Annotated in this window: 27 protein-coding genes and 2 pseudogenes; 15 read left to right on the forward strand and 14 right to left on the reverse strand. The window is 69.3% G+C overall.

Translation table 11 applies throughout. From position 1 onward, the window contains the following. Nucleotides 1-26 precede the first annotated feature (26 nt). Nucleotides 27-1,115 carry a PP2C family protein-serine/threonine phosphatase gene (locus AB0D27_RS07295; RefSeq protein ID WP_362503286.1) on the reverse strand — a complete coding sequence of 363 codons (1,089 nt, stop codon included), beginning with the start codon at nt 1,113-1,115 and terminating at the stop codon, nt 27-29. A 166-nt stretch (nt 1,116-1,281) separates the two neighbouring features. On the opposite strand from AB0D27_RS07295, the gene AB0D27_RS07300 reads away from it, so the two are divergent. The 6 genes from AB0D27_RS07300 to AB0D27_RS07325 all read left to right on the forward strand — a co-directional run bounded on the left by AB0D27_RS07300 (nt 1,282) and on the right by AB0D27_RS07325 (nt 5,969). After that, entirely contained in the window at nt 1,282-1,785 is a 504-nt protein-coding gene (locus AB0D27_RS07300) for a nitroreductase family deazaflavin-dependent oxidoreductase (RefSeq protein WP_362503288.1), read from the forward strand. Between the two features lie 583 nt (nt 1,786-2,368). Continuing rightward, entirely contained in the window at nt 2,369-2,860 is a 492-nt protein-coding gene (locus AB0D27_RS07305) for a hypothetical protein (protein WP_362503291.1), read from the forward strand. A 239-nt stretch (nt 2,861-3,099) separates the two neighbouring features. After that, entirely contained in the window at nt 3,100-3,744 is a 645-nt protein-coding gene (locus tag AB0D27_RS07310; RefSeq protein WP_362503294.1) for a TetR family transcriptional regulator, read from the forward strand. Nucleotides 3,745-3,758: 14 nt separating this feature from the next. Continuing rightward, nucleotides 3,759-4,418 (forward strand): ABC transporter ATP-binding protein, encoded by a 660-nt coding sequence (locus tag AB0D27_RS07315; RefSeq protein WP_362503297.1) that lies wholly within the window; start codon nt 3,759-3,761, stop codon nt 4,416-4,418. Further along, a complete protein-coding gene (locus AB0D27_RS07320; RefSeq protein WP_362503300.1) occupies nt 4,405-5,253 on the forward strand; it encodes a hypothetical protein in 849 nt (282 codons plus the stop codon). The genes AB0D27_RS07315 and AB0D27_RS07320 overlap by 14 nt, the downstream gene beginning before the upstream one ends. A 59-nt stretch (nt 5,254-5,312) precedes the next feature. Next, nucleotides 5,313-5,969 carry a YHS domain-containing protein gene (locus tag AB0D27_RS07325; protein WP_362503303.1) on the forward strand — a complete coding sequence of 219 codons (657 nt, stop codon included), beginning with the start codon at nt 5,313-5,315 and terminating at the stop codon, nt 5,967-5,969. Here the strand turns inward: AB0D27_RS07325 and AB0D27_RS07330 are convergent. Genes AB0D27_RS07330 through AB0D27_RS07345 form a run of 4 tightly spaced genes read right to left on the reverse strand, consistent with a single transcriptional unit; the run spans nt 5,959 to nt 9,614 of the window. After that, complete coding sequence (locus AB0D27_RS07330) at nt 5,959-6,615, reverse strand: GNAT family N-acetyltransferase (protein WP_362503306.1); 657 nt, start codon at nt 6,613-6,615, stop codon at nt 5,959-5,961. The two genes, AB0D27_RS07325 and AB0D27_RS07330, sit on opposite strands and share 11 nt — an antisense overlap. A 5-nt stretch (nt 6,616-6,620) precedes the next feature. Beyond that, complete coding sequence (locus AB0D27_RS07335) at nt 6,621-7,919, reverse strand: ArsB/NhaD family transporter (RefSeq protein ID WP_362503308.1); 1,299 nt, start codon at nt 7,917-7,919, stop codon at nt 6,621-6,623. Continuing rightward, nucleotides 7,916-8,386, reverse strand: a complete 471-nt coding sequence (locus AB0D27_RS07340) for a hypothetical protein (RefSeq protein WP_362503311.1) — start codon at nt 8,384-8,386, stop codon at nt 7,916-7,918. Before AB0D27_RS07340 ends, AB0D27_RS07335 begins: the two co-directional genes overlap by 4 nt. After that, entirely contained in the window at nt 8,373-9,614 is a 1,242-nt protein-coding gene (locus AB0D27_RS07345) for a cation:proton antiporter (protein WP_362503314.1), read from the reverse strand. The genes AB0D27_RS07340 and AB0D27_RS07345 overlap by 14 nt, the downstream gene beginning before the upstream one ends. A gap of 294 nt (nt 9,615-9,908) precedes the next feature. Between AB0D27_RS07345 and AB0D27_RS07350 the strand changes: the two genes are divergently transcribed. Further along, nucleotides 9,909-10,337 (forward strand): STAS domain-containing protein, encoded by a 429-nt coding sequence (locus AB0D27_RS07350; RefSeq protein ID WP_362503317.1) that lies wholly within the window; start codon nt 9,909-9,911, stop codon nt 10,335-10,337. Here the strand turns inward: AB0D27_RS07350 and AB0D27_RS07355 are convergent. Continuing rightward, entirely contained in the window at nt 10,317-10,778 is a 462-nt protein-coding gene (locus AB0D27_RS07355; RefSeq protein ID WP_362503320.1) for a CBS domain-containing protein, read from the reverse strand. The genes AB0D27_RS07350 and AB0D27_RS07355 overlap by 21 nt on opposite strands. Before the next feature lie 432 nt (nt 10,779-11,210). Here AB0D27_RS07355 and AB0D27_RS07360 point away from each other — a divergent pair, with 432 nt between their 5' ends. Continuing rightward, a complete protein-coding gene (locus tag AB0D27_RS07360) occupies nt 11,211-11,579 on the forward strand; it encodes a hypothetical protein (RefSeq protein ID WP_362503323.1) in 369 nt (122 codons plus the stop codon). A 506-nt stretch (nt 11,580-12,085) separates the two neighbouring features. On the opposite strand, the gene AB0D27_RS07365 is transcribed toward AB0D27_RS07360, so the two are convergent. The 3 genes and pseudogenes from AB0D27_RS07365 to AB0D27_RS07375 all read right to left on the reverse strand — a co-directional run bounded on the left by AB0D27_RS07365 (nt 12,086) and on the right by AB0D27_RS07375 (nt 16,322). Beyond that, nucleotides 12,086-14,029 (reverse strand): galactose oxidase early set domain-containing protein, encoded by a 1,944-nt coding sequence (locus AB0D27_RS07365; protein WP_362503326.1) that lies wholly within the window; start codon nt 14,027-14,029, stop codon nt 12,086-12,088. Between the two features lie 587 nt (nt 14,030-14,616). Further along, nucleotides 14,617-16,003: pseudogene (locus AB0D27_RS07370) on the reverse strand (FAD-binding oxidoreductase). A gap of 91 nt (nt 16,004-16,094) precedes the next feature. After that, a complete protein-coding gene (locus AB0D27_RS07375; RefSeq protein WP_362503329.1) occupies nt 16,095-16,322 on the reverse strand; it encodes a hypothetical protein in 228 nt (75 codons plus the stop codon). Nucleotides 16,323-16,811: 489 nt separating this feature from the next. Here AB0D27_RS07375 and AB0D27_RS07380 point away from each other — a divergent pair, with 489 nt between their 5' ends. Further along, nucleotides 16,812-17,642, forward strand: a complete 831-nt coding sequence (locus tag AB0D27_RS07380) for a hypothetical protein (protein ID WP_362503331.1) — start codon at nt 16,812-16,814, stop codon at nt 17,640-17,642. A gap of 357 nt (nt 17,643-17,999) precedes the next feature. Here AB0D27_RS07380 and AB0D27_RS07385 read toward each other — a convergent pair whose 3' ends face one another. From AB0D27_RS07385 to AB0D27_RS07405, 5 genes are all read right to left on the reverse strand, one after another. Next, on the reverse strand, nt 18,000-18,584 hold the full coding sequence (locus AB0D27_RS07385) for a penicillin-binding transpeptidase domain-containing protein (protein WP_362503443.1): 585 nt from the start codon (nt 18,582-18,584) through the stop codon (nt 18,000-18,002). A 45-nt stretch (nt 18,585-18,629) separates the two neighbouring features. After that, nucleotides 18,630-19,457: a hypothetical protein gene (locus AB0D27_RS07390; RefSeq protein WP_362503334.1), complete on the reverse strand. Its 828-nt coding sequence runs from the start codon at nt 19,455-19,457 to the stop codon at nt 18,630-18,632. A gap of 274 nt (nt 19,458-19,731) precedes the next feature. Continuing rightward, nucleotides 19,732-20,124, reverse strand: a complete 393-nt coding sequence (locus AB0D27_RS07395; RefSeq protein ID WP_362503206.1) for a hypothetical protein — start codon at nt 20,122-20,124, stop codon at nt 19,732-19,734. Between the two features lie 155 nt (nt 20,125-20,279). Beyond that, nucleotides 20,280-20,807, reverse strand: a complete 528-nt coding sequence (locus tag AB0D27_RS07400; protein WP_362503337.1) for an NUDIX hydrolase — start codon at nt 20,805-20,807, stop codon at nt 20,280-20,282. After that, nucleotides 20,804-21,460, reverse strand: a complete 657-nt coding sequence (locus tag AB0D27_RS07405; RefSeq protein ID WP_362503340.1) for a TetR/AcrR family transcriptional regulator C-terminal domain-containing protein — start codon at nt 21,458-21,460, stop codon at nt 20,804-20,806. Before AB0D27_RS07405 ends, AB0D27_RS07400 begins: the two co-directional genes overlap by 4 nt. 69 nt (nt 21,461-21,529) lie before the next feature. Here AB0D27_RS07405 and AB0D27_RS07410 point away from each other — a divergent pair, with 69 nt between their 5' ends. From AB0D27_RS07410 to AB0D27_RS07435, 6 genes and pseudogenes are all read left to right on the forward strand, one after another. After that, nucleotides 21,530-21,733 carry a hypothetical protein gene (locus AB0D27_RS07410; RefSeq protein ID WP_362503343.1) on the forward strand — a complete coding sequence of 68 codons (204 nt, stop codon included), beginning with the start codon at nt 21,530-21,532 and terminating at the stop codon, nt 21,731-21,733. A 7-nt stretch (nt 21,734-21,740) separates the two neighbouring features. Beyond that, a complete protein-coding gene (locus tag AB0D27_RS07415; RefSeq protein WP_362503346.1) occupies nt 21,741-22,748 on the forward strand; it encodes an ABC transporter ATP-binding protein in 1,008 nt (335 codons plus the stop codon). Further along, nucleotides 22,745-23,575, forward strand: a complete 831-nt coding sequence (locus AB0D27_RS07420; protein WP_362503349.1) for an ABC transporter permease — start codon at nt 22,745-22,747, stop codon at nt 23,573-23,575. Before AB0D27_RS07415 ends, AB0D27_RS07420 begins: the two co-directional genes overlap by 4 nt. Beyond that, entirely contained in the window at nt 23,572-24,399 is an 828-nt protein-coding gene (locus AB0D27_RS07425) for a hypothetical protein (protein ID WP_362503352.1), read from the forward strand. The genes AB0D27_RS07420 and AB0D27_RS07425 overlap by 4 nt, the downstream gene beginning before the upstream one ends. 385 nt (nt 24,400-24,784) lie before the next feature. Beyond that, nucleotides 24,785-24,895: pseudogene (merB, locus tag AB0D27_RS07430) on the forward strand (organomercurial lyase); the annotation flags it as partial. Nucleotides 24,896-25,627: 732 nt separating this feature from the next. Continuing rightward, complete coding sequence (locus tag AB0D27_RS07435) at nt 25,628-25,750, forward strand: hypothetical protein (protein ID WP_362503355.1); 123 nt, start codon at nt 25,628-25,630, stop codon at nt 25,748-25,750. Nucleotides 25,751-25,757 lie beyond the last annotated feature (7 nt).

Genomic DNA, 25,757 nt, shown 5'->3' on the forward strand with positions numbered 1-25,757 from the left:
TCTACCTCGCCGAAGTCCCTGCTCGCTCACCCGGTCGGAGCAGATTTTCCCTCCCCATGACCGTGGTAGCGCAAAAGGAGCATGGCGGCGTCGTCGTGGAGCGGCCCGGCGGCATGCTGGACCACGTCCTCGCGCAGGGCCTCGAGCGCGAGGTGCGCGTCACCGTCCTTGAGCAGATGCGCGCGCTCGGCGAGCGGATAGAAGCGCCCGCTGTGGTCGCGGGCTTCGGTGACACCGTCGGTGTACAGCAGGAGTTGCTCACCTGGCGCGAAGCCCACCCGGTAGGGCTTCGGGTCGCCGCCCCCGTGCGCTCCCAGGCCCAGCGGGAGCGCGTACGACGGCGGCTGAGGGAAGTCGGCGCTGCCGCCGACGCGGATGAGCATCGGGGCCGGGTGGCCGTAATTGAGGAAGACGGCGTCGTGGTCGGTGCCGATTTCCGCGAGGATCGCGGTGACGAACTTCTCGCCCTCCAGCTCCCGGGAGACGCTGCGCTCCAGGCGCTCGCCGAGCCCGGCCAGGTCCGGTTCGTCGTGGGCGGCCTCCCGGAACGCGCCGAGCACCACGGCGGCGGTCTCCACCGCGGCCAGGCCCTTGCCCTGCACATCCCCCACGATCACCCGGATCCCGTGCGGCGAGGCGACCACCTCGTACAGATCCCCGCCGATCCGCGCCTCAGCGACCGCCGAGGTGTAGGACACGGCCGCCTGCAGCGGGCCCGCGGTCAGCGGCACCGGCCGCAGCAGTACCCGCTGGGCGACCTCCGCGATCGACCGCACACTGGCCAGCTCCGCCTCCCGGCGGCCGCGCATCACGGCCGCCGCGACCCCCGCGCCGGTCACGCCCGCCACCGACCCGATGGCCACGAAGCCCCGGCGCTCCTCGAACAGCCCGTCGTACACCCCGAGCCCCACGCAGAGGATCAGCGCCACCACACCGATCACGGCCGTACGCCGCCAGCCGCCGACCAGGCCGGAGAACGCGGGCCCGAGCGACACCAGAGGCAGCAGCCCCACCCCCGGCCCGGCCACCACGTCCACTGCCGCGACCACCGCCATCACCGCGACCGGCATGCAGGACAACACCGTGCCGCTCGCGGCCGGCTTCTGGTCGGTCATGGGCACTCCAGCGGTCCAGGCACTCGAGAGCCGCCCCCTTACTTCCACAGACGCCCCTCCCCCACCTTTAGACTATGCAAAGGTTGCTTCCCTGAGGTCGCTCTCGCACCGGGCCTTTACCCAATCGAGTCCGAGAGCCGACATTTCCGACCCGCGAAAGGCGACCATGACGCGAAGAGACACGACACCTCGCCGACCTCAACTGCCCACCGGATGGCGGCGCCTGGCGGCGCGGCTGCCCATCCATCTCTTCCGCGCAGGACTGGGACCGCTCTTCGGCAAGCGCCTGCTCCTGCTGCACCACACCGGCCGCGTCACCGGTCTCGACCGACGGGTGGTTCTGGAAGTGGTGTCCTACGATCCCGCCGAGGAGAGCTGGACCGTCGCCTCCGGCTTCGGACCGAAGGCCGACTGGTACCAGAACCTGCGCGAACAGCCGAAGACCCTCATCCAGTTCGGCAACCGCCCGCACGCCATCACCGCCCACTTCCTCCCGCCCGACGAAGGAGCCGAGATCATGGCCCGCTACGCGCGCCGGCACCCGCGAACGGCCCGCCGCCTGTGCGCCTTCATGGGCCTTCCCACCGACGGCGGCGAGGCGTCGTACCGCGAGGCCGGACGAGTCATCCCCTTCGTTCGCCTCGAGGCCGCCGCAGGCTTTCGGCCCTGACCGGTGCCCGTCAACCAGACCGCCTTCCGTCTGGTGCCCCTGCCCATACGCCACCGCTCGGCCCTTCGCCGCCATGACAGACCGCGCGGGCAGGGCGGTAGTGCCCGAGACGAGTGGCACGGAGGGGATTGACGACCGCGGTCAGGTCTTGGACGTCTGAGGGACTCCCCTGACGCCACGCCCGGAGAATGGCCACCAACGAGAGCGGCACTCCGCAAAAAGGCGTCAAAAGAAGTTCACCGGGTGGAGGAGAAGGGTGGCGATCATATTTTGCACTGTGCAAGTATTTCCTCAGGGGGCCGAGCCGACGGCCGACTGCCGCTCGGCGCCCAGGAGTGACACCGGCATGGTTACGGACGGCATGACGGCCGTCGGCGGGCCCCCTCCTCCAGAGCCCGGTGGCCGACCGGCACTGCCACCGCCGCTCTGCCTGCGGCGGGACAACGCCGGGTCGGCTCGACCTGCGGAACGAAAACACCAGATTCATGCAGGTACATGGTCCTGGGGGAGAGAAGGATGCGTATGCATCTCGCCCCGGACGTCGTCGTCGGCGAGCTGTGAACACGAGGGGGAAGGCGGAACCGTGACCACCCCAGGCCCGGGCAGCAACGAAACACCCGAGGAACCGGACGCCACCCCCGAGGAGGTCTGGCTGAAGTTCCTCACCGACAGCGAGCCCGCCATCCGCACCTCCGCCCCCAGGGAACCCTCCGCGCAGGAGCGGGCACCGGGATGGCCCACCCGCCCCCTGAAGGCGGATGCGACAGTGCGGCAAGCACCGCTCCCCCGCGACCCGATCGGGGCGGTCGGCGAGTTGTGGCACCCGGACGACCCATGGGCTGGCCCAAGCTGGCGGGCAATGGGCACCCGTGCCAGGTTCCGGCGCGGCGTCCGCGTGATTGCCACGGCCACCGCAATCACCCTGGCCCTGCTGGCCTGGTCCCAGCTGTCCACCCGCGCCGACACCCCGCACGACGGACCGGGCGACACCGTGCAGCAACTGGACGAGGCCCCCGCCGATCTGCCCACGGCAACGCACCTCCCGCCTGGTTTCGCCTCCGCAGGCCCGTCCTAGACGGGGCTGCAGGCCGGAATGAGACGTCCGCTCCGGCGATCTCCCCTCACCGCCCGCCGATCGCCGCCGCCGCCAGGATCCGCATGAGGGCCCTCATACCCGAGGGAAATCCCCCGCCCCGGACAAAAGCCGCCCGAACGTCCGCAGTCGGAGCCTGGCCGCCCGGAGCTCCATCCCCGAACCCGCCCGATCCACAAGGCGCTGGACTCGGCACTGAACGTACGTTTAACATGCTGCACATGTGTTCAATCCCGGACGACCGGACCACCCGCGCCGTCATCCGCGACGAGGCCCTGCGACTCTTCGCTGAGCAGGGTCCGGAGAAGGTCACTATGCGGCAGATCGCGGCGGCGGCGGGAGTGTCGGCCGGGCTCGTGGTGCACCACTTCGGCTCGAAGGACGGACTGCGCGGCGAGGTCGATCAGTACGTGCTCGCCGTCTTCGAGGCGATGGTGGGCGAGCTGACCGGCGAGGGCGGGGCGGAACTGCTCGATCCGGGGACGGGGGCGGGCTCCCTGAGCGAGGCGTTCGCCCGGCACCTGCCCGTCGACTCCCCCCTGCCCGGTTACCTGCGGCGGCTCCTGCTGTCCGACACGGACGCCGGGCGACAGCTGTTCCGGCGCCTGTTCGACCTCAGCCGCGCCGCGCTGGACGGTCTGACCGCGGCCGGACTGGCCGCACCCGGCCGCGAGCCGGCGGTGCGCGCCGCTTTCCTGCTCGCCAACGACCTGGCCGTGTTCCTGCTGCGCGACCGCCTCGCCGACGTCCTGGACACCGACCCGCTGTCGCCGGACGGCATGGCCCGCTGGGCCCCGGAGATGCTGAGCATCTACGCGGGCGGATTGAACGCCTCACCCCAGGGAGACCCACCTCACCAACGCTAGAGAGGACACCGCGTATGCCGACCGGATCCCCCCGCGTACCGCCATCCCTGCTCCAGGCCCGCGACATCCACAAGTCCTACGGCAAGCACCACGTCCTGCGCGGCGCCGACCTCACCGTCGCCCCCGGTCAGCTCATCGCCGTCGTCGGCGAGAACGGCGCCGGAAAGTCCACCCTGCTCAAGACACTCGCCGGCACCCTGCCCGTGGACCGCGGCGAGGTGACCTTGTCCGGGACGCTCGGCTACTGCCCGCAGGACCCCGTCCTCAACGCGGGCCTCACCGTCGATCAGCACCTGCGCCACTTCGCCGCCGCGCACCGCCTGCCCGACCTCAACCGCGGCCACGATCTCGTCGGCCGCCTGGGCTACGAGCGCTACCGGCAGACCGTCGCCGGCGAGCTCTCCGGCGGCACCCGGCAGAAACTCAACCTCACCCTGGCTCTGCTGCACGACCCGGATGTCCTGCTCCTCGACGAGCCCTACCAGGGCTTCGACTGGGAGACCTACCTGCGCTTCTGGGACCTGGTCGAGGACCTGCGAGGCCGGAGCAAGGCCGTCGTGATCATCACTCATCTCGTGTTCGAGCAGGACCGCTTCGACCTGCTGGCCGACCTCACCGGCGGCCGGCTCACCCCGCGCCCGGCCTCCAGGGAGGACCATCATGTCAGCGCCTGAGGCACCCGAACCGCGGCCGCTGTACGGGCAGTTCCCCACCGCACTGCGCTTCTCGGTACGCGACCAGACCCGCAACCGGCTCGCCGGGCTGCTGCTCGTGATCTTCGTGCCCGTCTGGTACCTGGTGATGGACGCGCTGGCCTCGGGCGAGGTGCTGGACTTCAAGCTGTACGCGACCGGCGACATCCTGCATGTCGCCGGCGGCCGCCTCACCCTGATCTCGGCCGGGCTCAACTCCGTCACGATGATCGCCGGGTTCGTCGTGTTCGACGCCGTCCGCAAGGCGCTCGCCTTCGACCGGCGCCTCGTCTTCGCCGGATACCGTCAGGCCACGCTGATCGGGGCGAAGACCCTCGCCGTCGCTCTGGTCGCGACCGCCATCGCCCTCTACACCGCATTCGCCATCCTGTTCTTCTGGCGCCCGACGGTCGGCGGCTGGCTCGCGGTATTCGCCGGCTTCGCGGTCATCGCCCTCACCTACGGCGCCCTCGGCCTGCTCCTGGGCGTGCTGGTCAAGCGTGACCTGGAGGGCTTCTTCCTGATCATCATGGGCGGGCTGATGGACACCTTCCTGCAGAACCCGCTGGGCAACCCCCTCGCCAACAAGCCCGTCCTGGAGTGGTTTCCGTCCTTCGGCCCCATGCAGTTCGCGGTTGGCGGCTCCTTCGGCCACACCGCCCTGTGGGGGCACCTCGCCCTCGGCCTGGCCTGGGCGGCCGCGTTCACCGCGGTCGGGCTGGTCATTTTCCGGATCCGGACCCGCAACCGTGCACACCAGAGCCAGCCGATCGGGGGCTACTCCCGGCACCGTAGCGCCCCACTCCCCTCGGAGTAGGCCCGATGCACGCCGCCGGTATGACGCCGGGGCGCGGGACACGGGGTGAGCATGAAACCATGATTCTCATCGAACTCCTCACACCGCCAGGCGTGCTGGCCGCCGGGCAACGCGAGCGGCTGGCCCGCCGGATGATCGAACTGCTGATGACATCCGACCGCCCCGACGCCTCCCACGCACCCGAAGTCATCGACTCCGCCCAGGCGTTGACGCAGGTCCTCGTCCATGAGCCCGCGACGTGGGTGGTGGGCGGGAAACAGCCGGTGAACCCCGCCGACCCGCCCCGCTACCTAGTCCGGGTCACGGCCCCGGCGGCCTGGCGCAAGGACATGAGCGCCCATGCCGTCGACCGCCTCACCCAGGCCCTCGTCGAGGCGGAAACCGAAGCCGGACGCGATCCCGAGCGGCTGCGGCACGATCCCCATGCCTGGATCCACGTCATCGGCGTGTCCGAGGGCAGCCTCGGAACCATGGGCCGCCCCATGGGAAGCCTGGACCTCCTCCAGCACCTCACTGATCCGCACCGCGACACCATCGCCCGGATGTCCGCCGAGACCCTGCCGCCCGGCAAGGTCATCGACCCGGTGTGCGGCATGACCGTCGACCTCGGCACCACCGATCTCATCCTGGAATACGAGGGCACCCTGTACGGCTTCTGCAACGGCCAGTGCCGACGCATCTTCGCCGACGAGCACGGCGTGCCGCTCACCGCGTAACGGTCACACGCCGCCAGGCACGCGCAAGCCATCCCGCGACATGGGCACACAAGGGACCGCAGTGTGGAAACGCCACCGCCGTCTCCCGGGCCATCACCGCGAAGAAGACCCGTCCTCGGCGTGTCTTCAGGGTGGTGCTCCAGCGGTGGCCGGGATGACGATCAAGCAGGGTGTCGATCAGTTCGTGGCCAAGGCCCTGGCGCCGCCACGCCTCGTCGACCCAGATGTCCAGGATCCGTCCGGTGCGGCACTTGGGGCACTCACGGAACCGAAGTCGCCCTATGACCGTGCGCCTCCCGTCGTTCCTCTCGTCGAGCAGGACGATCTCTCTCGGCACGCATGCGTCTCCTTCACCCCGCTCCGCCACCGAAGGTGCCACAGGCTCACCGCCCAGGTCGGCGATGTGGGCAACGAGCAGCCCCGCGAGCACCGCCCACGCTATGGCCGCGACACCGGCCAACCCCCGGCCGGCGACGGAGAGCAGCAGCGCTGCGGCCGCTCCGGCCGCCCTGGCGCGGCCGTGGGTGAGCCATGACCAGTGCGCGCGTGCGCTCCCCGGGTTACGGATCTCCAGCCGGGCGGTTCCGATCACCAGCATCGCCAGCGCTATCGGGGCGATGAACGACGGATCCACGGACTCCCCCATTCAGGTCAGCTGAGGGCGAAGTAGCGCAGCCAGACGTAGCCGAGCGAGATGACCACGGTGACTGCGGTGACGATCAGGCCGTACTTGGTGAACTGCCAGAAGGAGATGGGCTGTCGGTTACGTTCGGCGATGCCGAGAACGACCACGTTGGCGGAGGCGCCGATCGCGGTGGCGTTGCCACCCAGGTCGGCGCCGAGGGCGAGGGCCCACCACATGACGTGGTCACTCGCGCCGCCCATGTCCTTGACCAGGTCGCTGGTGATGGGGGCCATCGTGGCGACGTACGGGATGTTGTCGACGATCCCGGACAGCACGGCCGAGCCGCCCAGCAGGGTCATGGAACCGCCCAGCTCGTTGCCGCCGATAGCGTCCGCCAGTGCCCGGGACACCTCGCCGACGACGCCGGTGTCGATCAGTCCGCCGATCATGATGAAGAGCCCGGCGAAGAAGGCGAGCGTGGGCCATTCGACCTCGGCGAGCACCTCGCTCGTCTCGGCCGAGGAGACGGCGATGAGCAGTCCGGCGCCGAGCAAGGCGACGATGCTGGGCTCGTAGTGCAGCACCGGATGCAACACGAAGCCGGCCACCACCAGGGCCAGCACGATCAGGCCCTGGATGAGCAGGCGCGGGTTGCGGATGGCTTCTCGCTCCTCCAGGGCCATGATCTCGGCGGCGCGGTCCTCGTCGTACACGAACGTCTTGCGGAACATCACCCGGCACAGCGCGACGAGGACGACGACCAGGACGGCGGCCAACGGGGCGAGGTGGACCAGGAAGTCGTTGAAGGTCAGCCCGGCCCGGCTGGCGATGATGATGTTGGGCGGGTCACCGACCAGGGTCGCCGTGCCGCCGATGTTGGAGGCCAGCACCTCGGCGATCAGGAACGGAGCGGAGGGCAACGACAGACGCTCGCAGACCAGCAGGGTGACCGGGGCGATCAGCAGCACCGTGGTGACGTTGTCGAGCAGCGCGGACGCGATCGCCGTGATGACGACCAGCATGGCCATCACCCGGAAGGGCTTGGCCCTCGCCTTCTTCACCGACCAGATCGCCAGGTACTCGAACATGCCAGTCTTCTTCAGCACACCGACGATCATCATCATGCCCATCAGCAGGAAGATGACGTTCCAGTCGATCCCGGAGTCCTCGGAGTAGAACGCCGAGACGTCGTCCGTCGCCCCGATCGCCAGCATCAGGCCGGCGCCGCCCAGGGCCACGGCGACACGGTGGATCTTCTCGCTGATGATCAGGGCGTACGCGCCGACGAACACGACGATCGCCGCCCAGCTGTGCCAGTCGTTCACGATCCTCCGATGAAGTGGTCCAGCACGGCAGCCGCGACGACCGCGCCGATCAACATGGCTTGGTCGCCGTCACGCTCGACCACCGCGACAACCGCGGTGTCCATGCGCGTCATGAACGTGGCGATCTGCATCGGCGACGCATCCGGCCCGACCACAGCAGCCGTATGAAGGTGACCGCGCGGCAGCCACTCGGCCACGGACCGGCCGGTCATCGATTCCCGCGCATCGTCGTCGAGCCGGTCGTCGATCACGGCGGCAAGCCGTGGGTCCTCCTGCACGAAGTCAGGGACGAGGGCTTTGACGATGTGGGCGGCCGGCACGATCGCGTACGGGTACTCGTCCCGGTCGAGGACCAGCAGCGCCGGCAGCGCCGGCAGCCGCTCACGTACCACCAGCCGGGCCGCCGCCACGGCGTCGTCGTCCACCGACACCGTGGGGTACGACTCGGCCATCTCACGTGCCCGCATCGGCTTGAACCTCCTTGGGTCGCGCATCCACGTCGGCGGGCTTGTCCGGGATGCCGGCCAGCTCGTCGACATCGAAAGCGCGGGCGATCGGCACGTCCGTGGAGCTGTGGGCGATGATCGAGAACGCGATGCATACGGCGATGAGCGTGAACGCCTCCTCGGCCTGCGGGATGCCGGACTGCAGCACCAGCAGCCCGTACACCACCGACGCGAAGCCCTTCGGACCGAACCAGGCCGCCACCAGCCTCTCCTTGCGGGAGATGCGGGTGCCGAGCAGCGAGATCAGCAGCGAGGCCGGGCGGATCAGGACGATCGCCAGGACGACCGCCACGTAGCCGCCGAACGACAGGTCACCGAACAGCTGCGGGGTCAGCAGCGCCCCGAAGACCAGCAGCGCGGCGAACTTCGCCAGCTCCGCCAGGGCCTCGCCGAGCGGTTCGAAGAACTCCTTCGCCTCCGGGGACACGTGCACGATGACCGCGCCCGCCGAGAAGGCAGCCAGGTACGGGTTGGCGTGGGTCAGGTGGCAGGCCGCGTACAGGATGATCCCGGTCGCCAGCGGCAGCAGCGGCTGCAGCTTCGGCTCCGCGCCCAGCAGCCGGAACCGCACCAGCCAGTTCACCAGCAGCGGCAGCGCGATGCCGAAGACGAGACCGAGCAGCAGCTCCATCGCGATCGTGGAGCCGCTGGCCTCCGCGCTGTCCGCCGTCGGGCCCGCGGCGGCGATCAGGATCAGCACCACCGGCAGCGCGAGGCCGTCGTTGATGCCGCTCTCCACGTTCAGCAACTGCCGCAGCTTGGCCGGGACTTCGGTGCGGCCGACGATCGCCGAGGCGAACACCGGGTCGGTCGGCGCCAGCACCGCACCCACCAGGAACGACGTCGTCCAGTCCAGGCCCACCAGGTAGTGGGTGATCAGCGCCATGAACACGAACGCGAGCGGCATGCCCAGGCCCAGGGCGCGCGCCGGGTTCTTCCAGCTGGCGCGCAGCTTCGGCAGGGAGACGTGCATGCCGTCGGTGAACAGCACCGCGAACAGCGCCAGGTCGGCCGTTACGGACACGATCTCGCTGTCCGGGGTGATGTGGATCAGACCGAGGAAGCCGTCGCTGACGAGCGCGCCGCCCACCAGGAAGAGGAACGACGTGGACAGCACCGTCCGTGCCGCCAGGCCCGACAACAGCACCGCCACCAGCAGCGCGGCACCGAACACCACCACGAGAACCATGACGGTCACCCCCGATCGGAAGAGAGATTGATCCCCTGCTCGCCGACCAGGCTTCCCGGCACACCACGGGGAACCTTACCTGTTCTTGATACGTCTTTGACAGATCACTTACAGGCACCCCGAGAGCTGGACCATTGCCGAATCCCGGCTATCTGACGCGGTGGTGCGGCCCTCGATGGCCAGTCCCAGCGACGGGCCCAGAGGCGGCGATCTCAACGAGCTGCGCCTACGCTGATCACCAGGAGAGCCGGGAAGTCTGGTCGGCAATCGGCTGCCCTCTGCCCTGGAGCCCGGATGCCAGACTCTTCCCCCGCGCGGGACCCCCACCGGCACCGGGGGCTGCTGGGAGCCGGAAGCCGCCTGCGGCACCCGTTCCGGCATTGCGAGCGAGGACGCGAATCTGCCCCGGGCCATGTCGTTGTACGGCTCTCGGGAGAGATCACCGCGAAGAATGCCGAGCGCATCGGCGAAGGGCTGCAAGAGGTCCTGCGCTCGCAGCCGGGCGTCCTCGAACTCGACCTGCGGCGGGTGACGCATCTCAACGGCGACGGCACCGCGGTGTTCTTCATGGCACTGCGCGCGGCGCGGTCGCACAGCACGCGGGTGATCGCCACCCACGTGGGTCCGCAGTCGCGGGGCACCCTCACCCAGCTGGGTCTGGGCCGGTACCTCGAGATGTACGAGGGAGATGGTCCCGTCGGCTCACGTCGCGGCGATGAGTAGTCGCTCCAGCAGGTGGGAGGCCGTGATCACGCCAAGCAGCCGCATGCCGGCCTTGTCCTTGTCCACGACCGCCACCAGCGGGCTGCGGACCTGAGCCATCAACGCCGCAACCTCCAGTGCGGTGGCGTCCGGCTCAGCGACCGGCGGAGCGGGAACGCTCTTCGACAGACAGTCGCGTACGGTGCGGCCGGCCAGCGCCTCGCACAGTCGGTCGGCATGACGCTCGTCGACCACGGCCGCGAGCGTCGGATCCTCCACGACGTACACCGGCACCAAAACCTTGATCATCTGGGATGCCGGGAGAATCGCCTTCGGCGCGCCCGCCTCGTCGACCACCAGCAAAGCGGGCAGCCGCTGCTTGGCCATCAACCGCGCGGCCGCCATGGCGTCGCTGTCGGCGCCGACCGTCTCGTACTCCACTGCCAAGTCACCTGCACGCACAGTCGGCTCCCGTCTCGCTCCTGATGCCGCCGACGGACACGCCGACGCGAGCGCATACCACCTGGACGGCTCCTTGCCGAACGATACAACCGGCCGGCCTGGCCGTCTGCGACCCGGAAAGGGACTGAACCTCCGGTCGCCTGAGCGCAAGACGCCAGCCTCCGCCAACGGCACCGAAGCCTGCCAGAGCACGGCAACGAGCACCCGGGTCAGTATGCGACCGGGAACCCGGGACGGCCGCGCGGCGCAGCGTCCTCTCCCGCTTCCCGTCGCGACCGGTGGGGTCGTTTCCGGGGTCAAGCCTCACGGACCGTGGCACGATGCAAACGTGGCTCGGCCCACGTTCTCCGGCAGGAGGCACCGGTCCGGGGCTGGAGCGCCGGGAAGTCTGGTCGGCACGGAGCATCGCCCTGCGCCGAAAGGAGTCCGGCCGTGACCGGCATCCAGATCGCCTTGCAACGAGCGATGCAACTCGAGGGAGCACTGGGCGCCGCAGTCGTCGACTACCTCAGCCGCATGCCACTTGGCACCGCTGGTCACCCGGTCGGCATCGACCTCGATCGGGCGGCGCACGGCGATACCGACGTCGTACGCGCCAAACTGGCCGCCCTGCACCTGATCGGCTACGCACCCGAGCGCATCGAGGACATCCTGATCACCCTCGACACCGAGTACCACCTCATCCGGCTGCTCACCCGCCGGTCCCACGAGGGCCTGTTCTTATACCTGGTCCTCGAACGCAGTCGCGCGGACCTGGACACCGTTCGCAAGGAGCTTCACCGGATCGAAGATCTGCTGTGACGGCCGGACGCCGCCACGACGGGGACGCACATCCGACCAAGGTGGCCCGGCTGAGGAATGGCCGGTCGAGTTCCGCTTCGATCGGCGCGGCCCGGCCACCGTCGTGATCTTCTACGGCGGACACATGCGCGACGGGCTCTGCCTGGGCGAGGGGTGTCCGCCGCGGCCAGCTGCTCGGTGCTCGTGCCGTCGCGTCCCCCGCACGGCCGTGCCCCGGTTTCACCCCGCAGTGGCTCGGCGGGCGGGTTCGCCGATGTGACCGCCGTGCTGTGCTGCTTGCGGCGATTGCGTCGGCCGCGGCAGACAGGCCGAGGTTGTGGTCCCGGCCGCCGGATCAGGATGCCCGGGGGATGCGCCGGACGCGGTCCGCGTAGCCCTGGCGGGAGACGGTTCGGTATTCGCCGGCCACCGTCCAGAAGGCCCACACGCCGCTGCCGCTCGTCGGGACCGAGGGTTCGGCCCCGGCGTCACGTCTTCATCCTCACTAGCAACCGTGCTCGAGCCCGTCAGGGAACGTTGACCCAGCGCGCCTTGGACGGCGTGCCCTGGTCGTCGGTCACGAAGAGCATGTACCAACCGGCGGGGACCAGGTTGCGGTTGTTAGGGACGGTGAGCTGGATGCCCTTGCCGTCCTTGGTCTTCTTGAAGTCCAGGGCGATGGAGCGTTGTTCGACGTCGGTGACGTGGGTGGTGGAGCTGGGGTGGATCAGCCGCGCTGTCTTGATGACCGAGGCATACTTGGTGGTGAAGGTCGCGCTCTGGCCGAGCCTGACGGCGCTCGGGCCGTCGGTCAGTGAGGGCCGCGAGTCCCGGTACAGGTACGGCGGGGTGTAGATCTCCAGGCGCTGCTCGAAGACGCCGGGCTTGGACTTGGCCTTGTCGGCGAAGAGCGAGTCGCCGCCGAAGGTGATCACGCGACCGTCGGGCAGCAGAATGGAGCCGGAGTGGTAGTTGCGGCCCACCTCGGGATCGGCCACCCGGCGCATCTTGCCGGTCCTGGCGTCGTAGATGCGGGCCTGGTGGATGTTCTCGGAGGACGGACCCCGGTAGTCCTGCGAGCCGCCGGTGACCAGAACGGTATCGTCGGGCAGGACCGACAGCTCCGGGTAGCGGGTGCCCTTCTCCAGCTCCGGACCGTTCGTGAAGTGCCGGGCCGCCGACTTGAGGTCGATGACCCGGGTCTTGTTCGACGACTTGGTCGACTCCCCGATGCCTCCGCCGCCGACCACCATGAACTTCTCGTCCTGGGCGGGCGGCAGCAGGACCGTGCCGGAGGTCTCCATCAGGTTCGCGTCGTCCAGGCCACGCAGCTTGGTGAACTTGTTGGTGGCGAACTGCCAGATGCCCGGCGTGCGGCCGACGTTGCTGGGCCCGTAACCGGCGTTCGAGCCCGAGTAGAAGAAGGTGCCGTCGGGCAGTTGGAAGACCGCCGGGTAGGTGGGGAACTGGCGGACCTTGCCGCTGTAGTGCCAGGTCTTGGTCTTCGGGTCGTAGATCTCGCTCTTGCCCGGCACCACCTGGCCGATGTCGTCCAGACCGGACAGGGCCAGCACCCGGCCGTCGGCGAGCCGGGTCAGGGTCGGGTACCAGCGCGCCTCGTTCATCGGGGCGACCTTCGTGAACTTCTCGGTGTACGGGTTGAACTCGTACGCCTGGCGGATGCCCTGGAAGTCCTTCTTGTCCAGGCCGAGTTTGTTGGCGATGGCGTACACGTTGTGGGTGTCGGAGCCGGTCAGTCCCTCGACCCGGTAGTTCTCCTGGGCGCCCGTCTCGTACTTGGTGCCGCTCTTTTGCGCCTCGACATAGACTCGTCCCAGGCTCGCCTCGGTGCGCAGGAACTTCCCGGTCTTCTTGTCGAAGATCTTCTTCGCCGGTTTGACGGTGACGGAGTCCTTGGAGACGAACGTCTTGTGGTTCTCCTTGCCGGTGAAGCGGGTCCCGGCGGGCAGGGTGATCGGCTTGTCCGGGTCCTCGTTGTGGACCACCATCAGCCCGCCGGCCTTGGTGACGTCGCCCTTGAGCTTCTCGTAGCGCCTGGTGCCGCCCGCGAACAGCAGGTTGCCGTTGGCCAGATGGATGTGCCCGGTGCAGAACAGGTCTGCCGGCGTCTTGACCTCGTGGAAGGTGTTCTTGACCGGGTCCCACACCACGGAGCGGAAGTTCTTCGCGTCGAAGTTGTCGAGGTTGTTGCCGGAGCCAGCCACCAGCAGCACCTTGCCGGTCTGCAGCAGGGCCCCGTGGATCGTGTTCTGCCGGAACTCCTTCGGGACGTCCACAAGGTCCCAGTGGCCGTTCTCGGCCTTGTACTCCGGTCTGTTGATCGCGTAGTGGTGGTACTTCTCGCTCCCGAAGCGGTACAGCCATGGCCCGTTCATGCCGGCCAGCGCGAGTACCACCACGGTGCCGACCACGAAACGCCGGGTACGACGGCGCACGCCAAGGTCGCTCATTCCCACATCCCCCCGGAATGTATGCAGCAGCCGTCCACGGCCGCCTGGACGGTCGGCCGCATGACGGACGCCATCCTATTTTGCACTATGCAAAGGCGAGGCCAAACTCGCGTAACAGGTGCGATAACAACGCCATTTGGAGAGCATCCGCCGCACGCGCCAGGTGCTCCGCAACGTCTCCCGGAGGACGCCGGGAAAGGGGGTGACGCTATCCGTACTCGCGAGGGAGTGTCGGCTATGACCACGACACACTGCGGCAGGGGCTGGACGTGGCATTGGCGCCGGAACCCGGCCCCACCCTCGGCTTCGCTCAAGCCGGGGACCCCCATGGCACCGCAGCGACGTCGTGGATGCCTGGATCGTGCTCGCCGCGTGGGTGGCTGCTCTGGCCAGCGGTGCTTGCAGGACGGGACACGCATGGGTGGCGCCGTCCGGGGCTGGCTCGCACTCGAGGTGGCGCTCGGGCGAGGCACGAGAAGTGCTACGCCACCGAGGCCCGTCCCACCATGCTGAGCAAGCCACTGCCACTGATCGGTTGCGGCCGCGACCACAGGGCGCCACCGCAACCCGGCGCGCTTCAGGTTCGGTCATCCGGCCGACGGTGGGATGTTCTGGTTGGCGTGGAAGAAGTTGTCCGGGTCGTACGTGCGCTTGACCGAGGCCAGCCTGGTCGTAGTGGCCCCGGTACGTGGCAAGGACGCGCTCCGCGCTCTCGTGGGTGCCCAGGGAGTTGACGTAGGAGCCGCCCATGGAGTGGGGTGCAGGTCGGTCCAGTAGTCGACGCACCACTGCCGGACCAGGTCGGCGTTGGCGGGGTCCGGGTCGATGACGCCGATGACGCCGGACCAAACGGCGTCCCGGTAGGACCAGGCAGTGTCGTCGGTGCCCGGGCGGTGGGCCGCTCCGTCCACCGGGTACAGGTGGATCGTCGACAGGTCGGTGGGGATGTTCTCGCCGTACTTGTGGTGCACTTCGATCGCGGCATCGGAGATCGCGTCGAAGAAGTCGCCGCGCCAGTACCACTGCAGCCCCTTGGAGATTGGCGCGTCGAACATGCGCTGTAGGGCGGGGTAGTGCATGGGAGTGGTGAAATGGAAGGCGGGCGGCGCCGGTTCGTTCACAGCACAGTGTCTCTTCCAGGCGGTTCGCCTTCAGGTCGCCGGTGTAGCACCACACCACCCCGCACATCTTCTGCCCGTGGTTCGGCTCCGGGAACGGCGGACTGGGCAGGACGAGGAAGAAGCCGCTCAGGTCCTCCGACGCGGCGGGCAGGAACTCCCTGTACCAGCGAAGCACCTCTGGCATGCGGTCGACCGGCCACGCCGTCACTGCAACCCCGACCGTGTCCACCGGGTGCAGCCGGAAGGTGAACGAGGTGGCTACACCAAGGTTTCCGCCACCGCCTCGCAGTGCCCAGAACAGGTCCGGGTGATCCTGCTTCGAGGCGGTGACGAAGGTGCCGCCGGCGAGCACGACGTCGGCAGAGAGCAGGCTGTCGATCGTGAGCCCGTACTTGCGGGTGAGGTGGCCGTGACCGCCGCCCAGGGTGAGACCACCCACCCCCGTGGTGGACATGATCCCGGCTGGCACGCCGAGACCGAACGTGTGGGTCGCGTGGTCGACGTCGGCCAGCAGGCTGCCGCCGCCCAATTGCGCCGTGCCAGTCTCCGGATCCACTCGCACCCAGCGCATGGGCGACAGATCAAGCACGAGCCCGTCGTCGACCAGGCACAGGCCCGGACCGCTGTGGCCGCCGCCGCGCACCGCAAGCTCCACTCCGGTGTCCTGTGTGAACGAGATCATTGCCGTGACGTCCGCCACGTCGGCGCACTACGCGAAGGCGGCGGGACGCCGGTCGATCATGGCGTTGTGGATGCTGCGGCCCTCGTCGTAGCCCGTATCCTGCGGCGCGACGACGGGTCCTCGCAGCTTCTCGTGCAGGCTCTGGAGAACTGTTCCGTTGATTCCGCCCATAACCGCGCACCCCTGTGGAAAACCCTGTGGAAAAAGGTGACCCGCGCTGAGGTACCGCAGCCGCAGGGGAGCCGACAGCCCAGTGCCGTAGTCACACGAACTCGTACACAGCCGTGTCCGGGTCGGTCTTCACGATCAGTCCACTCTCGGCCAGCAGGCGTAGGTTCCGCCGCGCCTCCTTCTCCGCAGCCTGCCGGTCCGCAGGCTCGTATCCCGCCACCCGCAGGGCCAGCACGGCGCGCTGCGTATCCCATGTACCGCCAAGAGCCTGTACCACCTTGGCGAGCGCCTGCTGATGGGTCAGCGGCGTGTCAGCCATGGACATCCCTCCCTTGAGAAACCGCCACAGCATGACACGGCGGATGACTCGCCTGCCGCACCTCGCCGTGCGGTGATGGAGGCCGTCAAGGAGCTTGTGTCGTTCCGGGCTGCCATGTGTGTGCCAGTGGCCGGTTGCTCGCGGGGCACTGGCGGGACGCCGACCAGGTCCAACACTGTCGTGCTCTGGGACGGCCACCGCTCCTTGCTGGACACGGCAGTCGACGAGCAACTGGGCAAGGTGATCGTCCACGCTTCGCGGCATTCACCATCAGTCCGGCCGGAACATGGTGCGGCACACACGACGCACGAGAGCGCACCAGGCGGTGAGGTGAGCCGGCCGAGCGGTGCCAGGAGTGGCGCCCGTCCTCCTGGACGAGTAAGCCCGGAACGCAGTCACCTTGGCCGAATGTGAGAATGTGACCCTTGAGCGATGGTGCATCGGCTGACGGGGTGGGGCGCGAGCACCCAGTGAAATTGGGGGGGAGCCATGGTGTTGGCCATGTGCCCGCTGTGCAGCGATGACGAGGACATCGAGTTGGTCCGCATGCTCGATGACGGGCGCCGGGTCGTGAAGCACCGATGCGGCTACGCGTGGGAGCACGGCGAGCCGCCCGCCCCGAAGAAGCCGTCCAACTCCTTCAACGACCTCAAGGCCCGCTTCCCGAAAACCGAGGATGTCGAGCCCAAGTGGCTGGAACGCGCGGCCCGCCTCAAGGCGCAGTACCTCGCCACCAGGCCAGGATTCGACCCCGACGTAGCGGCCTACTGGGAGAAGTACCAGCGGATCTTCTCGCCCGACGGATTGCGGGCGTGCGACCCGAGGCTCCTCAAGGACTTCGCCAACTCCGATGTCGGAGCCCACCCCGGCAACCAGGCCACCTTCAACTCGGCGTGGAACACCATGGGCGACGTCTCGGCCGGCGAGACGACCCGCCGGACGATCGAGTACCTCCTGTACGGACCTGCCGACGTGCTACTTGAGGACCGGCTGCAGGAACTGCTGGCAGGTGCCAAGCCGTTCGCCATGACCGGTTTCAAGGAAGCGCTCCTGACGAGGGTGCTCTGCGTCGTGCAGCCCGAACGGTTCCTGTCGATCCTCAAATACACGACGCAGGCGGGCGGCAAGCGCGAGATCGCACGGATGGTCTTCGGACTGGAGCTGCCGGCACCCGAGTCGGTGAACTGGACCCTCGGGCGGCTCCTCCTGTGGAGCAACGACCTCCTGCATGCTCTGGTCGGCGAAGGCTTTGCCAACCAGCAGCACTCCGCGGCGTTCCTGTGGTGGGCCAAGGATCAACCCGGAGGGGTTCATCAGTAAGCGGCAGCCCGCGCGCTGCCGCCTGTTCCCGATGAGCCTTCGACGCAGACCACCACCCAGCACAGACACCGGTGGCGTAGCAGCACCGCATGCGCGGATGCGGAGGCGAACAGGGGTTGCCCCTGTCGCATGCCGGCCTGATGACGCGGAGGAACGCGGCAGCCAGAGCGGGCGGGCCACCGGGGCTGGGCAGCGTCGGCCAACGGCGCGAGTGTGCTGGGAAGTTCGCGCCACAGCTCCGGCTCGTGTCGCACGATCACCGTCAGGCGGTCCCGTCCGCCTGAACAGAGATGAGGCGTGATCATCTCGCAGCGCGAAGGAACTGCCTCACCCACGGCGGTCGCTACTGACGGCAGGTCAGCTCTCGGTCAGCAGGTGCCGGACGACGTATCCGGCAGAGTCCACGCCGGAGCTGCCGCCTTCGACCAGGGCCGCGACCGCGATGCGCGAGTTGTACGCGGTCAGCCAGCCGTTGGTGTGATCGCCTTCCTCCGCGGTGCCTGTCTTGGCGCCGACGCCCGCGAGTCCGCCCAGTCGCGGGGCGGCGGTGCCGCCGGTGGCCACGCTGCGCATCATCGACTGCAGGTATCCGGCCGTGCGGGCGGAGATCTGCTGCGGCGCGGTGTCCTGGTGCTGCCCCGGCAGGATGATCGGCTGCTGGAAGCCTGCGCCTCGCACGGTCGCCGCCACCGATGCCATGAACAGCGGCGTGGCCGTGACCTGGCCCTGGCCGATGAACTGGGCCGCCTGGTCGCCGCCCTGCACGTCCGGCGGGATGCTTGGATCGGTGGTGGCGACCCCGCCGCCGATGGACCAGCTGCCCATGCCGAAGCTGTTCACGGCCTCGTCATGCAGGGCGGAGGCGTCCCCGTTGTTCACGAGGTAGCGGAAGCCGTCCTTGATGAAGGAGGTGTTGCACGACACGGTGAAGCCCTGGGCGATGGAGGAGCCGGGATTGGCCCTTACCCCGGGGTCGTTGTGGAAGAGCTAGCTGTTGGCCATCAGCGAGTCCGTGCACGGGGCCGGGCTGCTCGGGGTGAGGCCCGCCCGGTGGAACAGGGCCGCCGAGGTGATGATCTTCATGGTTGAGCCCGGCGACTTGATGCCGTTGATGGCGATGTCGCCGTCCGCACCCGTGTGCGCGAGCGCGAGGATGTGGCCGGTTCGCCAGTCGAGCGCCACGGTCCCGGCGGGTTTGTCCTGGAGGTGGGAGTCCTTCACCGCGTTCTCGGCGACCGTCTGGAGGGAGGCGTCGATGGTCGTCTTGATCTTCGGGGCCTGCCCCTTGGAGAAGACCTTCAGCGTTTTGACTCCCGCGCCGGCGTCGTCCACCACGGCCACACCCGTGCCGGTGCTGCCGCCGGTGGGCTTGGCGTTCTTGCGGATCGTCGTCACGATGTCGTGCAACGACGGGAAGGCGGACAGCTCGGTCTTGGCGTCCTGCGCCGCACCCCCTGTCGCCATGGTCAGCAGCAACGCGGCGAGCACCACCACGTAGGCGCACTTCAGGCCGGTCGGCAGGTTCCGTACGAACTGGAGCATCCGGATGCTGTTCACCCTGCCGAGCAGGGTCTTGCCGCCCTCGGAAAACAAGGCTCGCACCAACGCGGCGCCGAAGACCGGGAAGATCGCGACGAACACGACGCCCACGACGCCCACGACGCCCACGACGCCCACGGCAGCGAAGGGGACCTGGTTCGGACCGGGTAGCCAGGTTGCCGTCGTGAGCAGCAGTGCAAGCACACACAGCGCCCAGGCCAGCACGAAGTGCATACGGCTGACGCGAGTCGGACTGGAAAGCTCGAACCGATCCATGCGCCACTCCCCCCTGCGAGTGCCGTTGCCGTCAGCTCTGGCGGCGGCCACGCCTGAAGCAATGGCGCGGCATAGCGACCCGCTACGACAAGACCGCGAGTCCTACACAGCCCCCGTCACCCTCGCATCCCTGCTGATGCGGGCGTGACATCGGAGGACAACTCCCAGGAGAGTTCGGTTGGAGATCAGCCAGGGTGTTCGTCCGGTGGCGCCATCGCGTCACCAACTTGGATCAAACGCAGACCATGGCGGGGGGCCGGAGTCCTCGGACATGTCACTCCGGCACCGCATCCTTGCAGCTCTCCGAAACTCTCACCACGCCGAAGACCACCGGGTAATCGGTGATCTGCTGGTTCGGTCCCGGCTCGGAGTTGCAGATCTTCCACGCCGCCGGGTCGTCCACCAGACGGCCCCGCCCGCTTGCGTCCTTGAAGGTCATGTCGAGTTCGGAGCCCATCTGCTCGTACGCACGCCCGGCGTTGCCGCCGATGACATCGGGCATGGTGGCGGTGACCGGCTCGGGGTTTGCCGAGCGACGCGTCTGGGCGGCCCCCGAGCCTGTCGTGGTGCTCGCCGAGACGCCCGGCACGGACGACGCGCCACAGGCGGTGAGCGAGGCCAGGACCGCGGCGGCGAGGGCGGGTCTCAAGAGCTTGGTGACGGCCATGTTTTCTCCCAGCGCGACGGCAGTTCGGAGCAGTATTCACGGTGAGACAAGAAGCACCGCTGTCTTGATTGCGGTTCGGTGCGCGGCTGGGCCCGGCCGTTGCACCGGTTCGTACGGGGACTCCCGCGTTCGCGGGCGGTAGACGTGGCGCGAGTTTACGGCTGGTATGCGTGCTCGGCGGCGAGTGCCTGCTCCAGCAGCACGGCCGCGATCTCCTTGCGCCGCCAGGAGAGGGCGCCGACCACGCGCTCGGGCAGCACCAGCCGCCGCTCGACCGTCTCGTGCGCCGGCCGCCACGGCTGTAGCTCGACGCGGGCCCACCAGCGGGTCTGGTAATGACTGCGCGGCCCGGCGGGGGCCTGGGGATCCCAGACGTGCTGGCACGCGAGAAAACGGCTACTGATCACCTGGGCGCATGCTTCCTCGGCCACCTCCCGGACCAGGGTCTCGGGTGGCCGCTCGCCGGGCTCGACCTGCCCGCCGGGCAGGTTCCAGAACCCGGCGGCGGTCGCGACCAGCACCACCTCGCCCGCGGCCGTGAAGCAGAAGCCGTACGCCTGTGTCACCCGGTGCTCCGGCGGGATCCAGCCCGGCGCCATCAGCGTGAACACCGCGGACCGCGCCACCTCGTCGACCGGCTGCGGCACGACGCGCCGGTCCACCGGCCCGCCCTGGCGGGTCATTCCGCAGGGGCGCGGCCGATGCCGCGGAGCATGAGGTCCAGGCCGAGCTCGAACTGCGCGTCGGGGTCGTGCCGGCCGCAGAAGATCTCGGCGACGGCGGCGAGTTCGGCGGGGGTCTGCGGGCGCAGGAGGTCGCCGACCGCGGGCCGGCGGGTGCTGTCGCGGCAGGTGTCCCAGCAGATCTCGGCCTGGGCGGTGCCGAGCGCGTACGTCCAGATGGTGCGCAGCAGGGCGTAGGCGCGGTCTTCGGGGATGCCGCTGCCAGTCATGGTGGCGAGGTGCGTTTGGACCGTGCGCAGCGCGGCTACGGGCATGAGTTGCCGGACGGTGATCAGCGACGCGGCCTGGGGGTGGTGGTGCATGACGTCGCGGATCGCGCGCGCGAGGGTGCGTGCACCGGTGCGCCAGTCGGCCTGGGCCGGGGCGGCTCGTTCCACTTCGTCCCACAGGGTCTCGACGACGCCGTCGAGGACGTCGTCCTTGTTGGCCACGTGGTTGTACAGCGACATGCCCTTCACGCCGAGTTCGGCGCCGAGCTTGTGCATGCTCAGCGCGGCCAGGCCGTGCTGGTCGATGTAGGCCAGGGCCGCGTCGAGGACGCGGCGCCGGGTCAGCGGCTCGCGCGTGGTGCCGGCTGCAGTGCGCGTCGTCATGCTTGCGAACTTACGGCATAAGTCTTACGGTGTCCACGCTGAACTTATGGCGTAAGCATGGAGGTCGTGATGTCCGGACCCTCATCCGCACCGCAGGAGGCCGCCGCCAGGACCACCGAACCGCCCAGCGCCCCGCCGCCCGACGGCGCAGTGCGGGGCGGCGGCCCGACGGACAGGGAGTCGCCCGGCCCGACCGGCCGGCCCGCTCCGGTTGCCACCCCGGGTTTTGAGCTGGACCCCGTGCACCCGCCGACCCGATCGACGAAGGAGTGACGGAGCCATGAGTGCCGTCAGGACAGCCGTGCGTGAGGGCACGGCGATCGAGCTGGACACCCTCGGGAAGGTCTACGGCCGCGGCGAGAAGGCACTGACCGCGGTCTGTCCGACGACGCTGTCGGTGCCGTGGGGGCAGGTGATCGGCCTGCTCGGCCCGAACGGCGCGGGTAAGACCACCATCATCAAGATGATCAGCGGCCTGATCACCCCGACCTCGGGGACGATCCGCCTTGGCGGCCACGACGTGGCGCGCGACCGGAGCCACGCGGTCCGCCAGATCGGCGCGGTCCTGGAGGGCTCCCGCAACGTGTACTGGCCGCTGTCGGCCTGGGAGAACCTGCTGTACTTCGGCCGGCTCAAGGGCCTTCGCGGCGCCGAGATCAAGCCGCGGGCCGAGCGGCTGCTCACCGAACTGGGCCTGTGGGAGCGGCGGCACGAGAGCGTCGGCTCGTACTCACGCGGTATGCAGCAGAAGGTCGCCGTCTCGGCCGCCCTGATCACCGACCCGCCGATCATCCTGCTGGACGAGCCCACCCTCGGCCTGGACGTGGAAGCGGCCCGCACCTTCAAGGACTGGATCGCCCACCTCGCCGAGAACGAGGGCAAGACCATCGTGCTGACCACCCACCAACTCGAGGTGGCCCAGGAGCTGTCCGACCGGATCGCGGTCATCAGGGAAGGCGAGATCATCGCCGACCTGCCCACCGCCGAGCTGCTGGCCCGCCACGCCGAGGACCGCTTCGAGGTCCGTATCGCCGGGAGGCTGGACGGCCTGGCGGACCACCTGCCCGCGGGGGCCTGCGCGGAGGCGGACGACGCGCAGACCCGCATCCGGCTGCCGGATGCCGACACCGCCGCCCTGTACGGCTTCCTCGATCGGCTGCAGGCGGCGCAGGCGCCGCTGCTGGCGGTTCACAAGGCGCAGCCCAGCCTGGAGGAGGTCTTCCTGCACCTGATCCACCAGGGTGCCGCGGCCGCCTCCGCGCCCGCGGAGAAGGAGGCGGTGTCATGACCGCGGTCACCCTCCCCACCTCCGTGGCGCCCCCCACCGCGCTCACCCTGCAGGCCGGCCTGTTCGGCAACGAGGTGACCAAAGGGCTGCGGCTGGCCTGGCGGCGCAGGGGCATGGTGGTCGTCGGGATGCTGCTGGGCGCGCTGAACTACCTCGGCATCAGCCTCTTCATCGGCGGCGGCCACCTGGTCAAGGAGATGATGGTCCTCACCCTGCCCGGCCTGCTGGCCGTCGTTGTGGCCCAGACCGCGAGCATCCAGGGCAGCGGCGGCATCGCCGAGGAAGTCAACGGCGGCACCCTGGAGCAGACCCAGCTCGGCCCGGCCCCGCCGCAGCTGCAGGTCCTCGGCCGCATCGCGGCGCTGGCCGTCGAGGGCGTGGCCGCCGCCGCGCTCCTGGCCGTCGTCTTCGCCGCCGGCTTCGGCCTGGACTTCACCTGGCACGCGGCGGCGCTGGTACCGGCCGTGCTGACGCTGCTGGACGCGCTCGGCTACGGCCTGCTGATCATCGCGCTCACGGTCCGGGTGGCCGGCATCGGCGCGATCACCCACGTGTTCAACATGGTCATCATGATCTTCGGGGGCATGCTGGTGCCGGTCACGGTCTTCCCCGCCGGCATCGAGACCTTCAGCCACTTCGTGCCCACCGCCCTCGGCGTCCAGGCACTCAACGCCACGCTCGCGGACGGGTCGCTTGCCACCCCCTGGTCGGACGGCACCCTGCCCTGGCTGCTCATCCACACCGCCGCCTCGCTCACCGCCGGACTGGCGATCTACGTCAGGAACATCCGCCGCGCACGGCGGGAGGGAGGTCTGAGCCCGCGATGAACGCCACCAGCTATCTCACCGCCCTGGGCAACGAGGTCAAGAAGGGCCTGCGCTTCGCCTGGTCCGAGCGGCTGCAGATCCTCATCGAGCTGCCCATGTTCGCCGCGTTCGTCATCCTGCTCGGCCCGCTGCTGGGCCAGGGCGACCAAGTGGTGCAGGGCGAGGTGACCTGGACACTGGACAGCCGGACGACGTCCGTCATGGTCGTCTGGTTCGTCCCCTTCACCTTCTTCTACATGCAGGTCGTGAAGATGTTCTGGCGACTGCTGGGCGAGATCCAGGCCGGCACCATCGAGCAGGTCTACCTCTCCCCGCTGCCCACCTGGCTGGTCGCCGCCGCCGGCCGGGCGGTCGCCGCCTTCGCCGAGACCGTGCTGGTGGCCGCCGGCACCTACGGCATCGTCTCCGCGTTCGTCACCATCCGCCTCGACTGGAGTGCCGCCGCGCTGCTGCCGCTGGCGATGACCATGCTCGCGTCGATCGGCGTGTCGCTGATCATCGCCGGAGCCACCCTGGTGTGGAAGCGGATCCAGCTGGTCAACGACACCGCCATGCTCGTGATCATGCTGTTCAGCGCCAGCGCCCTGCCGCTGATCGACGTCCCCGGCTGGTGGGCCGACACCGGCCACTTCCTCCCCCTCACGGACGGCGTCGGCGGACTGTACAAGGCGCTGTTCACCGACGAGCCGGTCACCGCGGCCTGGGGCATGGGCGGCCTCGTACCCCTGCTGGCCACCTCCCTCGGCTACCTGGCCACCGGCATCCTCGCCTTCACCCTCGGCGAGCGCATGGCCAAACGCCGCGGCACCCTCGGCCGCTACTGACCCCAGGACCGCGGAGGCCGGGAATCCGGGCGCGCCCGGATTCCCGGCAGCCCACACCGCCCCCGTCCACCCACCCCCCGTTCAGAAACGCAGCGCCCATGAACGAGGACGCCAGCCCCCTCCCAACGGCCTGGACCCGCAACACACCCGCCGCCCGCGTCCGCCGCCTCACTCGTGCCGCCCGTGCGGTGCACCGCGAGATCCTGTTCGCGTTCGCCGCCACCGACCGCGCACCACACGACCTTGCGGCTCTCGCCGGCCGTCACGGCGCCTACCCTCGGGCCGTGTTCGCCGAGTTGTCCGAGCACGACCTGGTCCAGCCGGCTGTGGACGGCAGCCTCCACGCCGCCCATCCCTACTCCCGCTTCCCCACCGCCCATCGCCCATCGCCCATCGCGTCACCATCGCCGGGGGCGGCAGCCCGTACGCGATGTGGGCGATCGACGCCCTCGGCATCTCCGCGATGCCCCACGACCAACCGGTGACCATCACCTCGCACGAACCGGCACCGGCCGGGTCCCGAGCATCGATGTCACCGGATGCGATGCCGTCTGACAGCCCGGCTCCGCGGTCGTCCTGCTCGGTGTGCCCCGCGGCCGCGGCCCCGCCGCCCTCCGGGGCTGCGCGGCCATCAACTTCTTCACCACGGCCGCAGCCGCGCACGACTGGCCCACCGCCCACCCCCACGCCTCCGGCCCAATGCTCTCCCAGGTCCTCGCGCGACCTGACCGTGACCAGCTTCGCCACCCTGCTGCACCCAGCCGGCAGGACAGTGCGGTGCGGCGCACCAGGGCGCGCCGCCCACGGCGATGGGCGGCTCGGGGCAGCGGCGACCGCGTCTGCCGCCTGTGCCGCGCCGTCCTCGGTGTCGTCGGCGCCGAAGGAGACGAAGAGCGCGCATCCTCGCCTCCCGCCGGGATCCGTCGAACCCCGGCGTTGCCGTATACGGCCGGTTCCAGCCGAGGACGGCCCGCCACCTCGCCGTGGCGGAGGAGCAGGCATTTGTCTCGGCCCGCCCGTGCACCGCCGCCGGAGCCGGCGCTGTCCCAGCGGACTGTCTGCACACCGTGATGCGGGTTGCCCACACCGAGGACGGAGCCGTGGAGATCGCTGGCGCTGGGGGTGTGCAATGGCGACGAGCGAACATGGGCCGTCGCGTCGACGGCCGAGCCTTTCTCCGGGCGTACGTCCTGCGCACCTACTACGTGCCGCTGACGAGATGACAGCCATGCACGCGCATCCAGAACTGCGGCCCAGCGAGACCAGCCGTCCCCGCGACCGCGGGATCCCACTGGATCCGGCACTGGCCGCCTTCTATCTGCTGTGGACAACGGCGACGTTTCTTTTCTGAGGTCGAC

Origin of the sequence: Streptomyces sp. NPDC048415 (genome assembly GCF_040651675.1) — a bacterium.
GTDB lineage: Bacteria > Actinomycetota > Actinomycetes > Streptomycetales > Streptomycetaceae > Streptomyces.